Here is a 12,295-nt window from a genome sequence, read left to right as displayed (position 1 = left end):
CTATTTCGCCTCTGGAGCAGTCCTGGCTGGCGCAGTCCTGGCGTCCTGCAGGCGGCTCGCCCGCTGCTCGATGAGCTGCAGCGTCTCGAAGGTTACCGCAAGTTCCGCGCTGCCGATATCCTTCAGCAGGCTGGCCCGTACGCGACGCAGCACCCGATTGATCTCCTCGACCTTGGCTCCGCCGGCCGCGGTGAGATGCAGCGTCTTGGCGCGCCGGTCGGTCGGGTCCTCGCGACGCTCGACCAGGCCTTCGGACTGCAGCAGATCGATCAGCCGCACCAGTGAAGGCCCCTCGATTCCCAATTCATCCGCCAGCACGCCTTGCCGGACGTTCTCCCCCGGCGCGACAACACCAGCAGTGGAATCGCCGTCGCGTAGGATAGTCCGTGGTCGGACAAGGCCTGATCCGACTCGCGGCGCCAGATCCGGGCCAGCCTGGTCACCAGGCGGCCGATCTCGGCGTGGATATGGGACTGCGAAGGCGGCATGCAAATTAGATAGGATACGAACTATTAGGAGGCAATGATATACTGCGAACATCGCGGACGATCACGCGAATGCGATCCTGCGTGAGGAAGCGTCAATACTGCTGCGGGATCGACCTCGATGCGCTGGTTATGCTCGGTTGCGGGCGGACCTTGAGCGCGGCGGGTTAGGAACACATCGGGATACAGATGCTTCTGTTCTTGAGGAGATTGTCATGAACAGAAAGCCGGTAACGCAGGATTCCGGACGCTCGAGCGACTGGGGTTCCCACGCGCAAACCGACAAGCCGTGGAAGGGAAACCCGGAGAAGGAGCAGCGCTCAGGAGACGCGAAGGCCTCCGGAGACGAGAAGCCGGACCTGGAAAAGTGGCGTGAATCGAACACGCATTGATGCGCGGAGATAGCCAATGTCCGCCTTTCATTTCGCGATCGTGAATGATGAGCGTGTGATCGATGCAACCGGTCAGCCGGTTGCCGACCGCGATGAAGCCATTGCGGTGGCCAAGCGGCTCGCCATCGACCTTGCGGAGACCCGACAGGAATATCTGGGCCGCGGCTACTACATCTCGGTGATCGGCAGCGACGCCCGCGAAATTCACCGCGAAAGCATCGATAGTGCCGAGAAGAGCGGATGAACGATGCCGCCCCGGCGGGCGGCAAGAGAGCAAGGCTTCGAGAACAAGGCTTTGAGAACAAGGCCTGGAGAGACCGAATGGATATGGGCCTTGAAATCATCTATGGCATCGGAGCGCTCGTGCTGCTGACCGCTTTGATCTTCGGCGTGCTTCAACACCATTTTCGCAGCAGGCGCGCGGTGCAGGCCGACGAGGAGGTCGTCCGCGACAGATACAAGCGGAACGAGACCTGACGCGGAGCCGCTGGCGCAAGGAGGAGACGATGGGATTGGCTCAATATGCGGTGATTGCGGCCGGCGAGGAATGGGGCGTCCTGCACGACGGCAATCTCAACGGCGGATACGCCACCAAGGAAGCTGCATTCGAATCAGCGGCGGCCGCCGCGGCTCTGGCGATCAGGATGGGGCACGAGGTCCACGTCAGCGTTCCCGGACGCGAGGAGGGCGAGGCGGCCCTCACCAAGCGACCCGCCTGATCCAAATCACAGCAGTACGGCTTGCAGCCGGTGTGACGACGATGCGCGCCAGCGCGCTCTACGGATCGAGCTCAGTATCCCAGTAGAGATAATCGAGCCAGCTCTCGTGCAGATAGTTCGGCGGAAACAGCCGGCCGTTGCGATGCAGCTGATGCACAGTCGGGGCGTAGGGCGTCTGCTTCGGAAACATCCTGGCCTGCTGCGGCGTCAGATTGCCCTTGCGCAAATTGCAGGGCGAGCAGGCGGCGACGACGTTTTCCCAGGTGGTCTGGCCACCCTTGCTGCGCGGAATGATGTGATCGAAGGTGAGATCGTCGCCCGACAGGCAATACTGGCAGCTGAATCGGTCGCGCAGGAAAACGTTGAACCGGGTGAAGGCGGGGTGGGTGGTCGGCTTGACGAAGGACTTGAGGGATACGACGCTCGGCAGCTGGATTTCGAAGGAAGGACTTCGTACCGCCCGGTCGTAATATTCGACGATGTTGACACGATCGAGGAACACCGCCTTGATCGCGTCCTGCCAGGACCAGAGCGACAGCGGGTAATAACTCAGCGGCCGGAAGTCCGCATTCAAGACCAGCACCGGCCAACCGCCTTGCGAGACATGTGCGTTCAAATAACGCTCCTGAACTCCCACTAGCTGCGAAGCAGCATGCACTCACATACTACAGGCAGCGTGACGGGATTGTGAAGAGCAATGAGCGGCTTATCCGCCGCGCCCTGCCATGTTCCTGCCCCGATTGCCTCCCGCCCGCGAGGCCCGTAAAGGGAGCCGCAAGGCCCTGTCGGCCAGTGACGGACCCTGCCGATGACCACGACCTCAAGCTATCTCGAGGCGCCGCGCCGGTTGCGCGCGTTCGTGCGCGCGCACGAGACGAGCCTTGTGGTGCTGGCGGTGCTGATCGGCGCCATTGGCGGCCTCGTGGTTGCGGTCATGAGCGGCCTCGTCACGGTGCTGCATTCGGTGCTGTTCAATCTGCCGCTCGGCGACCGGTTGTCGAGCCAGCCCAGCATCGATCCGGTGCGCGCGCTCGTGGTTCCCACGATCGGCGGCCTGCTGCTGGGATTTGCGTTCCTTCTGTTGCTCCGGGTCCGGCCGGCCCGCGAAATCGACCCGATCGAGGCCAACGCGCTTTATGGCGGGCGGATGTCGTTCCGCGGCAGCGTGATCGTAGCGCTGCAGACGATCTGGTCGAGCGGCGTCGGCGGCTCGGTCGGGCTCGAGGCCGGCTACACCCAGCTCTCCAGCGGCCTCGCCGCCTCGCTCGGCCGCGGCTTTCACCTCCGCCGCAACGACCAGCGAATCATGGTGGGCTGCGGCGCCGCGGCGGCGATCGCCGGTGCGTTCAGCGCGCCGCTCGCGGGCGCGTTCTACGCTTTCGAACTTGTGATCGGCGGCTATACGCCGGCCAGCCTGACCCCGGTCGGCGTGGCGGCGGTGACCGGCTACTTCGTCGCCCATGCCTTCGAGCCACTGCCGCTCGGCGTCGGCGTCGGAACCGTCGGCGATGTGCTCGGACGGGATCTTGCGATCGCCGCGCTGCTCGGCATGGTCGCGGCCCTGACCGGCATTGCGATCATGCGCGGCGTGACACTGTGCGAGGCGCTGCTGACCAAGAGCCGGCTGTGGCCGCCGCTGCGGCCGGCGCTCGGCGGGCTTGCGGTCGGCGCGATGGCGCTATTGACGCCGCAGGTGATGTCGTCGGGCCACGGCGCGCTGCGCTTCGCGGGCATCGTGGCGATGCCGCTTGCCTTCATCGCCGGCGTGTTCGCGCTGAAGGCGGTTGCGTCGATCGTTTCGCTCGGCTCGGGCTTTCGTGGCGGATTGTTCTTCGCCACGCTGTTCATGGGCGCGCTCGGCGGCCGGCTGTTCGCCGCCGGCGTGGACATCGTGTGGCCGGGGCTGAACCTCGACCCCAACGCCTATGCGGTGATCGGCATGAGCGCGCTGTCGGCCTCGGTGATCGGCGGTCCGCTCACGATGTCGTTCATCGCGCTGGAATCCACCGGCAACCTCTGGCTCACGACCGCGGTGCTGGTCGCGGTCATCATCTCGACCACGATCACGCGCGAGCTGTTCGGCTATTCGTTCGCGACCTGGCGATTGCATCTGCGCGGCGAGACCATCCGCAGCGCCGCCGATATCGGCTGGATTCGCGATCTCACGGTCGGCAAGATGATGCGGCAGGACATGACGACGGTGAACGCCGCGATGCCGATCGAGGCGTTCCGCGAGGAATTCCCGCCGGGCTCGAAGACCCAGGTCGTCGCGGTCGACGGCGAGGGGCATTACGCCGGGCTTGCGCTGGTCGCCGAAGCGCACGCGCCGGATCTCGAGGCCGACAAGGGGCTTGCCGCGATTCTGCGCTACGCCGACGTGGTGCTGCATCCCGGCATGAACGTGCAGGAGGCGATCGCGGTGTTCGACGCGGCCGAAGCGGAATCGCTCGCCGTGGTCGAAGGCGACGGCGACCGCCGGCCGATCGGCCTGCTCACCGAAGCGCACGCGATGCGGCGCTATGCGGAAGAATCCGAGCAGCGCCGCCGCGAGGTGATCGGCGAGATTTGATTTTACTGTCCTCGGCGTCATTGCGAGGAGCGAAGCGACGAAGCGATCCATCTATCCCCGAGTTGTGGCATGGATTGCTTCGCTGTGCTCGCAATGACAACGTAGAGGGCTACGCCGTCACGCGCTCCAGCTTCTGCAGGCATCGTGTCACGCGCACCGTGGCCGGCATCTCGGTGTCCGGAAAGCTGGTCTTCCAGTCGGTGACGCCGACTTCGCCGACATAGATGTCGCCGCGGGAATCCAGCGCGATGCCGTGCGGCGCCAGGAATTTGCCGGTCTCGACGCCGGGGCCTTGCTCGCCGCCGAGGCGCGCGATGCGCTTTCCGGTGTGATCCACGATCGACAGCCGCGGGCCGAGATTGGGCACCTTGCGATTCACCGCCATGCCGGGGCCGAGCTCGCCGATCACGAAGTTCGGCCGCTTGCCGCCGCCGCAGCAGCACAGCGCGCAGGGCCGGTGCAGGTTGTTCCACTGCGTCTCGTATCTGCCGTTGCCGTCGAACACCTGGACGCGATGGTTCTCGCGGTCGGCGACGTAGACCCAGCCATCGGCGTCGGTCGCGATGTTGTGCACGATGTTGAACTGGCCGGGATCGGTGCCGGGCTCGCCCAGGTTTTGATCAACTTGCCATCCGGCGTGTATTTGTGGACGCAGGCATTGCCGTAGCCATCGGAGACATAGATCTCGCCCTTCGGCGACAGCGCGGTATGGGTGCAGCGATGGAACGGCTCGCCGCTCATGAACGGCGCCGGCTTGTTCGGGATGCCGATCGTCAGCAGCACCTTGCCGTCGGTCGAGCATTTGCGCACGGTGTGGTCGCCGTCATCGGTGCAATAGAGATTGTCGTCGGCGTCGATATGCAGGCCGTGGGCGCGCGAGAACACGCCTTCGCCCCAGCTCTTGATGAAATTCCCCTCGCGGTCGAGCACCACCATCGGATGGTCGCCGCGGTTGAAAACGTAGACGCGGTCCTTGCTGTTGACCGCGACGGAGGCAACATCGGTCAGGCTCCAGCCGTCGGGGAGTTTTGCGAAGTTCTCCACCACGCGATAGCGGTGTTCGCCGGTGCCCAGGATGGTTGGCATAAGATGTCTCCCCAAGATCCTCATTCCGGGGCGATGCGCAGCATCGAACCCGGAATCTCGAGGTTCCGGGTCTGCGCTTCGCGCATCCCGGAACGACGGCAGGTTTCTACGAAAAATCCGCCCGTGGCCCGACGTCGCGCGGCAACAGGCCTTCCTCGATCGCCTTGATCTGCAATGCGAGATAGCGCGAGTTGATGCGGCATTGCGCGAGGCTGCCGGCGATGAACCACAGGCCGGGCTGCGGCGTGCGGGTGTACATGTTGCGCAGCTCCTGGCCGTCGCCAAAGCCCCAGATCGGGCCGACGCGCGCGGTCATCGCCTCGCCGAACAGCTTCTTCACCAGCTCTTCCTGCGGCCGGTAGCCGGTCGCGAGCACGATCAGGTCGGCCTCAATCATCTTGCCGTTCTTCAGCCGCGCGCCCTCGCTGACGAAGGTCTCGATGTCGGCGAATTGCTGCAGGGCGACCGCGCCGCTCGCGACCAGATCGGAGCAACCGACGTTGAAGTAATAGCCGCCGCCGCGGGTCAGGTATTTGAACTGCCAGCCGGTGCCGCCATCGCCGAAATCAAGCTTGAAGCCCTTGCGCGCGAGGCTGTCGAGCAGCGGCTTGTCGAGCTCTTTCGACTGCTCGGTCATCAGCACATGGCTGCGTTTGGCGAGCGCGAGCGGCATCGAGGTCGCGATCAAATCATTGTCCTCGAGCGTACCATCATTGTAGGCGGCATAGGCCAGCTGCGCCGACGGCTCGATATTGGTGATCAGCGTCGAGGAGCGCTGTACCAGCGTGACCTCGGCGCCCGAGGAATGCAGGTCCTGCGCAATGTCGTGGCCGCTGTTGCCGGTACCGATCACCAGCGCGCGCTTGCCGGTCCAGCTCTCGCCGTCCTCGTAGCGGCTGGAATGCATGATCTTGCCGGAAAAATCTTTCAAGCCGGGGATATCGGGCAGATTGGGAATGCCGCTGACGCCGGTCGCCATCACGACATGGCGCGGCTGCATTGTCCGTGTCGTGCCGTCGGCGCGGCGCAGCTCGACGGTCCAACGCCCATCCGCATCGTCATAGCTGCCGCCGACAAATTCCGTGCCGGTCCAGAAGTTCAGCTCCATGGCGTCGACATAGGCTTCGAACCAGTTGGCGAGCTTGTCCTTCGGGATGTAGGTCGGCCAGTTCGGCGGGAACGGCATGTAGGGCAGGTGATTGACCTGCACCTGGTTGTGCAGGGTCAGCGCGTGATAGCGCTTGCGCCAATTGTCGCCGACGCGCGCCTCGCGGTCGACGATCAGCGCGTCGATCTTGAGCTGTTGCAGCCGCGCGGCGATCGCAAGTCCCGCCTGTCCGCCGCCGATCACCAGCACGTCGGGGTCGCGGTCGGCATATCCGGCGGATGCCTTGCGCAGGTCGAGCCAGTTGGGGCCGCGGAAGTCGCGCGAATAGGCCTGCCCGCGCGGCCTGGTGTGGCCCTGCTGCTCCTCAAAACCCTTCAGCTCCTCGAGCACCGTCAGCAAGGTCCAGGCTTTCAGGCGATCGTCGTCGGCGGCATCGGGGATCAGCCGCACGATGCCATGGCCGCGGCCAACCGCCGTCTCGAATTTGAAGATCGCCTCGATCGCATGGTTGCCGGCGCGTGTCACCCGTCGGGGCGGGGCGCGATCGGCATCGATGCGGAAGTCATGCGGCGCGCTGTGACGCGCATGCGCCGGCAGCTCCTCGATGATTGCGAAGGCCCGGTTGACGGTCTGGATGTTCCAGCTCAGCGCCAGCACGTCGCGCCAGTAGCTGTCGGGATGGAACAGTGGCTTCAGCAGCACATCGTCCGGGCTCGCCAGCGCATCTTCGAACTGCACGAGCCAATTGTCGGCGGCGACCGAAATATCGTCCGTCTTGTCGAGCATTGAGCGTTTCTCGTCATCGGCCGCCTTGCTGATATTTTCGTGGCGGCGTTCCCTTTCCGCGAAGCCTATACCCATTCGAAGGCGTGCAGAAAGGGCGCGACGAGATAGCGCCTATTCGGCCAGCGACAGGATCAGGCCTTGATCCGGCGGAACGCGGCCTTGCAGGGTATCGAGATAGGCCTCGCGCACCGCGGCCGGGCCGCGCCGCTCGACCACGTCAAGCCAATTCGGCAGATGCGGCACGAGCTCCGCCCATGCGGCGCCAAAACGCTGGTCGATGCCGCCGGGACCCCATTCCTTGGCGCGCTTGCGGATCTGGTCCGGGGCGAAGAACCAGACCGGCTTGGCGCCTGGCAGCGTCGGCTCCTCCGGCTCGCTCGCACGGTGCGTCAGCCCGACCCGGCCGGAATAGACCATCTGCGCGCCGAAGTGCCGGTGCAGACTTTCGCGCAGCGCACTGTTGCCGGCCATGTCGACATAGGCTGTAGGTTCGGCCGACGGGATCGCAGTGACCTGGTCATAGGTGACGACCTCGTCGTAGCAGCCGAGCGAGCTGACGAAATCGACATTGCCTCTGGAGGTCAGCCCGATCACGGGGATACCCCGCTTGTGCACGAGATGGGCGAGGCCGAACGCGGTCTTGCTCGAGGCCGACGACAGGATGACGCGGCGGGCGCCGTAGAACGCATTCTCGGCGAGGGCGTCGTCGACCAGGAACGACAGCATGAACAAGGGCAGCAGCAGTGCGCGGAAATCGCCCTGCCGGCCGGCATAGGTCGGATCGCCGGAGACGCGGGCGTAAGCGTTGTAGACCGGCGAGACCTCCTGCCGGTGCGCGGCGCCGTCGCGCAGGCCGCGCTTGCTGACGTCGGCCGCCTCGATCACCAGATGGGTCGCCATCGGGAAATAGCCGAACAGCGTTTCGCCGGCTGCGATCATCGGATGTTTCGAGATCAGCACCTCGCCAAAGCCCCACACCGGGATGATGCCGTAGCCTTCGGGCGCCGGGAACAGATGCCAGTATTTCAGCTGCTCGCCGATCACGGCGTAGGTGATGTTGTTGGCGGTGAAGGCGAAGCGGGTCACCTTCACCAGCAGCGCATCGGCCGGCAGCGCCGCGGCATCGGGCAACAGCGTCTCGATCAGCTTGCACTGCTGCAGGTCGTTGCGGATGACGATGAAGTCGGTCGAGTTCATGGCGATGATCCCAGCTTCCGATGCGCCGGCATCGTTGCGTCGATTGCCGGCCTTTTGCAACAGCAACTAAGTTTCAAACGCCGTTCGCTTCGCCGTCACATCGTTCAGCGAAGCTGTCCTTCGCGGTAGAGGTCGCGCAGCTTGCGCTTGAAGATCTTGCCGGTGGCCTCGCGCGGCAGCGCGTCCATGAAGCGGATGTCTCGTGGCACCTTGAAATTGGCGAGCTTGCCGCGCAGGAAATCCTGGATCGCCGCAACCGACAGCGTGCTGCCCGCTTCCGGCTCGACGCAGGCGAACAGCCGCTCGCCATACTCGTCGTCGGGGACGCCGAACACCGCGCAGTCGCGGACGCCTGCCATGCCGATCAGGGCATTCTCGATCTCGGCGGGGTAGATGTTGACGCCGCCCGAGATCACCATGTCCCGCTTGCGATCGCACAGGAACAGATAGCCGTCTGCGTCGAGATAGCCGACATCGCCGACGCTGATCAGGTCGTCGCGGTCGGCCTCGGCGCGCGCCTTGGCGTTGCCGTGGTAATCGAAATCCGAGATTGCCGTCTGGCGCATGAAGATCTCGCCGGGCTCGCCGACGTCGCATTGCGTTCCGTCGGGCCGGAATATCCTGACGATGCCGCCCTCGATCGCGCGGCCGACGGTGCCGGGCTTGGCCAGCGCTTCGGCTGACGAATGCCAGACCGGGATGCCGGTCTCGGTCGAGCCGAGATATTCGTTGATGACCGGTCCCCACCACTCGATCATCGCGCGCTTGACGTCGACGGGGCAGGGCGCCGCGCCGTGGACGATGAAGCGCAGCGACGACAGGTCGTGGCGGCACCGCGTCTCCTCGGGCAGGCGCAGCAGCCGCACGAACATGGTCGGCACCATATGCATGTGGGTGACATGGTGGCGCTCGATCAGTTGCAGCAGATCTTCCGGATCGAAGCGCGGCTCAAGCACGATCTTGCAGCCGTTGCGGAACGCGAGCATTCCGTAGGAGTGCGGCGCCGAATGATACATCGGACCGTTCATCAGGATCACCTGATCCTCGTTCGGCTTGACGCCATAGGTGATGGCGCCGACCCGCGCGGCCGCCGCCTGCTGCTCGGGCCGCATCGGCTTGCGCTTGACGCCCTTCGGCAGTCCTGTTGTGCCCGAGGTGTAGAACATCGGCGCCGCGCCGATCGGCGCGTCGGTCAGCGGTTGGTGCGTCTCCCGCCAGACGTCCCAGTCGGTCAGGCCTTCAGGCACGCGCGTGAGCGCCGGCATCACGCCGTAGGCCGCGGCGATCTCCGGTGGCGTCGTCACCACCAGCAGCTTGATTGCCGGCGGCAGGCCGTCGCGGATCTGCGGCAGCAGATCGGCGTGGCAGACCAGCGTGTCGGCGCCGCTGTCGGACAGGATGTAGGCGACCTCGTCGGCCTTCAGATGCCAGTTGATCGGCACCACCGGACTGCCGAGCGCGGCCGAAGCCGCGACCACCTCGAACAGTGCGAAATCGTTGCGCAGCATCATGCCGACCGGCTTGCCGCCCTGCACGCCAAGCGCCCGGAAGCCGCTGGCCGCCCGCGCGATGCGGGCGTGAATGTCGCCGTAGCTGATCTGTCTGTCGCCGCTGATGATCATGTCGCGCCTCGTCTCCTAGCGATCGTCCAGGATCTCGCCGAAGCTGATCCAGCTCTTGCCGTTGAACCGGCGCAGCCGCAACTGCTGGAACGGCAGATAGTCGTCCGGCCCGGTCGATACCGTCATGCCCGGCAACAATAGCGGCATCGGAACGTCGCGCAATGACGCCGCCTGGCGCATGATGTTTTCGCGGCTGAAATCGTTCTTGCAGGCCTTCAGCACGGCCATCAGCAGTGTCGCATAATGATAGCCCGCCGAGTAGTTCGAGTTGCTGAGGTCCGCATTGGGCAGGTACTGCTTCATGAAGGCAAGATAGTCCTTCACGGCGGGATCATCGGCCCATTGCGCATCCATCGTGTCCTTCTGGTTGCTGGACGAGATCAGGCCGACCGCGTTCTCGAGCCCGGCGGGCTCCAGGAACGAGATCGACGACGCGGAGGTCGGTACGAAGAACGGGTCCGGCTTCCAGCCGATCTCGGCCACGCCCTTGATCATCTGCGGCGTGAACTTGCCGAGCACGACACCGAACAGCACATCGGCACCGGACGCCTTCAGGGTCGCGAGCTGCGAGCTGATAGTGGGCGCTGAGGTCTCGTAGCTCGCTTCCGCGACGATCATGCTCGCGGCCTTGCCGCCGAGCGCACGCTTGAAGCCGGCGACATAGTCGCGGCCGAAATCGTCGTTCTGCGCAAGGATCGCGATCTTTGCGTCGGGCTTGGCCTGCAGCACATATTTGGCATAGACCACGCCCTCAGATTCGTAGGACGCCATGCCTGGCATGGTCCACGGATAGGTCTTCGGGTCGGCCCATTTGGTCGCGCCGCTCAGCACGAATAATTGCGGGATCTTCTTGCTGTTGAGATAGCGGTGCACGGCGTTGTTGGTGGCGGTGCCGAGCGAGCCGAACATCATCAGCACCTCCTCCTGCTCCACCAGCTTGCGGGTCTGCTCGACGGTCTTCGGCGGCGAATAGGCGTCGTCCAGCGTGATGAATTTCACCTGCCGGCCATTGATGCCGCCCTCTGCGTTGACCTTCGCGAAAAACGCTTCCTGGGCGCGGCCGATGGTGCCGAAGCCGGAGACCGGTCCGCTATAGGGCAGCGTCTGGCCGATCCGGATCGCTTCGTTGCCGTTGTCGGCGGCGGCCGTGCTGGCGATTGCGCAGACCGCAAGCGCGGCTGCCAGCGCGTGTTGCGCTCGTTTCATGGTTCACTCCCGGACTTTGTGAAACAGCGTCAGGCGCTGGCGCGCAGGAAGTCGCTGCGCGCCGCGGCGAACTCGGACTTGAGCCGCGCCACCAGTTCGGCGACCGGCGGGGCGTCGGTAATCTGGCCGATGCCCTGGCCCGAACCCCAGATGTCGCGCCAGGCCTTGGCCTTCATGTTGCCGCCGGAGCCGAAGTTCATCCTGGATTTGTCGGCGACCGGCAGATTGCCCGGATCGAGACCTGCCGCCGCGATCGACGGTCCGAGATAGTTGCCGTGCACGCCGGTGAACAGGTTCGAATAGATGATGTCGTGCGCGGCGTATTCGGTCAGCGCCTGCTTGTACCTGATATCCGCGTTGGCTTCCTCGGTCGCGATGAAGCGGGTGCCGATATAGGCGAGGTCGGCGCCGAGCGCGAGCGCGGATGCGATGCTCCAGCCGTCGGAGATCGCGCCCGACAGCAGGATCGTGCCCTTGAACCATTGCTTGACCTCGCGCACCAGCGCGAACGGCGACAGCGTGCCGGCATGGCCGCCGGCGCCGGCGCAGACCAGGATCAGGCCGTCGACGCCCTGCTCGGCGGCCTTGCGCGCGTGCTTCACGTTGATGACGTCGTGGAACACCACACCGCCATAGGAGTGCGCGGCCTCGACGATCTCGGACGGCGGGCGCAGCGAGGTGATGATCACGGGCACCTTGTGCTTCACGCAGGTTTCCATGTCGCGCATCAGGCGGTCGTTGGAGGCGTGGCAGATTTGGTTGACGGCGTAGGGCGCGACCTTCTTTTCCGGATGCAGCGCCTGGTACTCGCCGAGCTCGTCCTCGATCTGGGTCAGCCATTCGTCGAGCTTTTCGGCCGGGCGGGCGTTCAGCGCCGGGAACGAGCCAACGATGCCGGCCTTGCACTGCGCGATCACGAGCTCCGGCCCCGAGACGATGAACAGCGGGGAGCCGACGACCGGCAGTTCAAGCCTTTTGGCGAGCGAAACGGGCAGCGTCATTTTCGGATCCTCCATGCGCGTCGCCCGGCCGGCAGCCGGGGCGGATCGCGATTTATTGTGATGGCTGGAGCGGTGGCGCTCTTGGCGCGGCAATATAAGGCTGGACGGTTCGGTCATCGCGTTC

Annotated in this window: 11 protein-coding genes and 2 pseudogenes; 5 read left to right on the top strand and 8 right to left on the bottom strand. The window is 64.9% G+C overall.

Features of this window, described 5'->3' with window-relative positions; all coding sequences use genetic code 11:
* A pseudogene (locus ACSKB9_RS20180) lies at positions 1 to 488 on the bottom strand (MarR family winged helix-turn-helix transcriptional regulator).
* Positions 489 to 700: 212 nt separating this feature from the next.
* Here ACSKB9_RS20180 and ACSKB9_RS20175 point away from each other — a divergent pair.
* From ACSKB9_RS20175 to ACSKB9_RS20160, 4 genes are read left to right on the top strand one after another with little or no spacing between them, the layout of a single operon-like run.
* Complete coding sequence (locus tag ACSKB9_RS20175) at positions 701 to 877, top strand: hypothetical protein (protein ID WP_438075228.1); 177 nt, start codon at positions 701 to 703, stop codon at positions 875 to 877.
* 16 nt (positions 878 to 893) lie between these two features.
* Positions 894 to 1,121 (top strand): DUF6894 family protein, encoded by a 228-nt coding sequence (locus ACSKB9_RS20170; protein ID WP_438075226.1) that lies wholly within the window; start codon positions 894 to 896, stop codon positions 1,119 to 1,121.
* Complete coding sequence (locus ACSKB9_RS20165; protein WP_438075224.1) at positions 1,118 to 1,354, top strand: hypothetical protein; 237 nt, start codon at positions 1,118 to 1,120, stop codon at positions 1,352 to 1,354. The genes ACSKB9_RS20170 and ACSKB9_RS20165 overlap by 4 nt, the downstream gene beginning before the upstream one ends.
* 29 nt (positions 1,355 to 1,383) lie before the next feature.
* Positions 1,384 to 1,596, top strand: a complete 213-nt coding sequence (locus ACSKB9_RS20160) for a hypothetical protein (RefSeq protein WP_028333636.1) — start codon at positions 1,384 to 1,386, stop codon at positions 1,594 to 1,596.
* Between the two features lie 58 nt (positions 1,597 to 1,654).
* Here ACSKB9_RS20160 and ACSKB9_RS20155 read toward each other — a convergent pair whose 3' ends face one another.
* Complete coding sequence (locus ACSKB9_RS20155; RefSeq protein ID WP_168857820.1) at positions 1,655 to 2,212, bottom strand: HNH endonuclease; 558 nt, start codon at positions 2,210 to 2,212, stop codon at positions 1,655 to 1,657.
* Between the two features lie 192 nt (positions 2,213 to 2,404).
* On the opposite strand from ACSKB9_RS20155, the gene ACSKB9_RS20150 reads away from it, so the two are divergent.
* Positions 2,405 to 4,165, top strand: coding sequence for a chloride channel protein (locus tag ACSKB9_RS20150; protein WP_253606614.1), 1,761 nt, complete (start codon positions 2,405 to 2,407; stop codon positions 4,163 to 4,165).
* 109 nt (positions 4,166 to 4,274) lie between these two features.
* Here the strand turns inward: ACSKB9_RS20150 and ACSKB9_RS20145 are convergent.
* The 6 genes and pseudogenes from ACSKB9_RS20145 to ACSKB9_RS20120 all read right to left on the bottom strand — a co-directional run bounded on the left by ACSKB9_RS20145 (position 4,275) and on the right by ACSKB9_RS20120 (position 12,171).
* Positions 4,275 to 5,251: pseudogene (locus ACSKB9_RS20145) on the bottom strand (peptidyl-alpha-hydroxyglycine alpha-amidating lyase family protein).
* Between the two features lie 106 nt (positions 5,252 to 5,357).
* Positions 5,358 to 7,145, bottom strand: a complete 1,788-nt coding sequence (locus tag ACSKB9_RS20140; protein ID WP_438075221.1) for a flavin-containing monooxygenase — start codon at positions 7,143 to 7,145, stop codon at positions 5,358 to 5,360.
* A 111-nt stretch (positions 7,146 to 7,256) separates the two neighbouring features.
* Positions 7,257 to 8,342: a DUF2855 family protein gene (locus ACSKB9_RS20135; RefSeq protein ID WP_438075219.1), complete on the bottom strand. Its 1,086-nt coding sequence runs from the start codon at positions 8,340 to 8,342 to the stop codon at positions 7,257 to 7,259.
* A gap of 104 nt (positions 8,343 to 8,446) precedes the next feature.
* Positions 8,447 to 9,964, bottom strand: a complete 1,518-nt coding sequence (locus tag ACSKB9_RS20130; protein ID WP_438075217.1) for an acyl-CoA synthetase — start codon at positions 9,962 to 9,964, stop codon at positions 8,447 to 8,449.
* A gap of 15 nt (positions 9,965 to 9,979) precedes the next feature.
* Positions 9,980 to 11,170, bottom strand: coding sequence for an ABC transporter substrate-binding protein (locus ACSKB9_RS20125; protein ID WP_438075215.1), 1,191 nt, complete (start codon positions 11,168 to 11,170; stop codon positions 9,980 to 9,982).
* Between the two features lie 29 nt (positions 11,171 to 11,199).
* Positions 11,200 to 12,171, bottom strand: coding sequence for an NAD(P)H-dependent flavin oxidoreductase (locus ACSKB9_RS20120; protein ID WP_438075213.1), 972 nt, complete (start codon positions 12,169 to 12,171; stop codon positions 11,200 to 11,202).
* Positions 12,172 to 12,295: the final 124 nt, after the last annotated feature.

This window comes from Bradyrhizobium sp. BR 1433 (assembly GCF_051547665.1).
Classification (GTDB): Bacteria; Pseudomonadota; Alphaproteobacteria; order Rhizobiales; family Xanthobacteraceae; genus Bradyrhizobium; species Bradyrhizobium australafricanum.
The sequence above is the reverse complement of the archived record's forward strand: the minus strand, read 5'-3'. Positions and strand labels throughout refer to the sequence as shown.

Excerpts from the sequence above, each read along its gene's own strand:
- ACSKB9_RS20175 (WP_438075228.1), top strand. The coding sequence starts at position 701 with ATGAACAGAAAGCCGGTAACGCAGGATTCCGGACGCTCGAGCGACTGG.
- ACSKB9_RS20170 (WP_438075226.1), top strand. The coding sequence starts at position 894 with ATGTCCGCCTTTCATTTCGCGATCGTGAATGATGAGCGTGTGATCGAT.
- ACSKB9_RS20165 (WP_438075224.1), top strand. The coding sequence starts at position 1,118 with ATGAACGATGCCGCCCCGGCGGGCGGCAAGAGAGCAAGGCTTCGAGAA.
- ACSKB9_RS20160 (WP_028333636.1), top strand. The coding sequence starts at position 1,384 with ATGGGATTGGCTCAATATGCGGTGATTGCGGCCGGCGAGGAATGGGGC.
- ACSKB9_RS20150 (WP_253606614.1), top strand. The coding sequence starts at position 2,405 with ATGACCACGACCTCAAGCTATCTCGAGGCGCCGCGCCGGTTGCGCGCG.
- ACSKB9_RS20140 (WP_438075221.1), bottom strand. The coding sequence starts at position 7,145 with ATGCTCGACAAGACGGACGATATTTCGGTCGCCGCCGACAATTGGCTC.
- ACSKB9_RS20135 (WP_438075219.1), bottom strand. The coding sequence starts at position 8,342 with ATGAACTCGACCGACTTCATCGTCATCCGCAACGACCTGCAGCAGTGC.
- ACSKB9_RS20130 (WP_438075217.1), bottom strand. The coding sequence starts at position 9,964 with ATGATCATCAGCGGCGACAGACAGATCAGCTACGGCGACATTCACGCC.
- ACSKB9_RS20125 (WP_438075215.1), bottom strand. The coding sequence starts at position 11,170 with ATGAAACGAGCGCAACACGCGCTGGCAGCCGCGCTTGCGGTCTGCGCA.
- ACSKB9_RS20120 (WP_438075213.1), bottom strand. The coding sequence starts at position 12,171 with ATGACGCTGCCCGTTTCGCTCGCCAAAAGGCTTGAACTGCCGGTCGTC.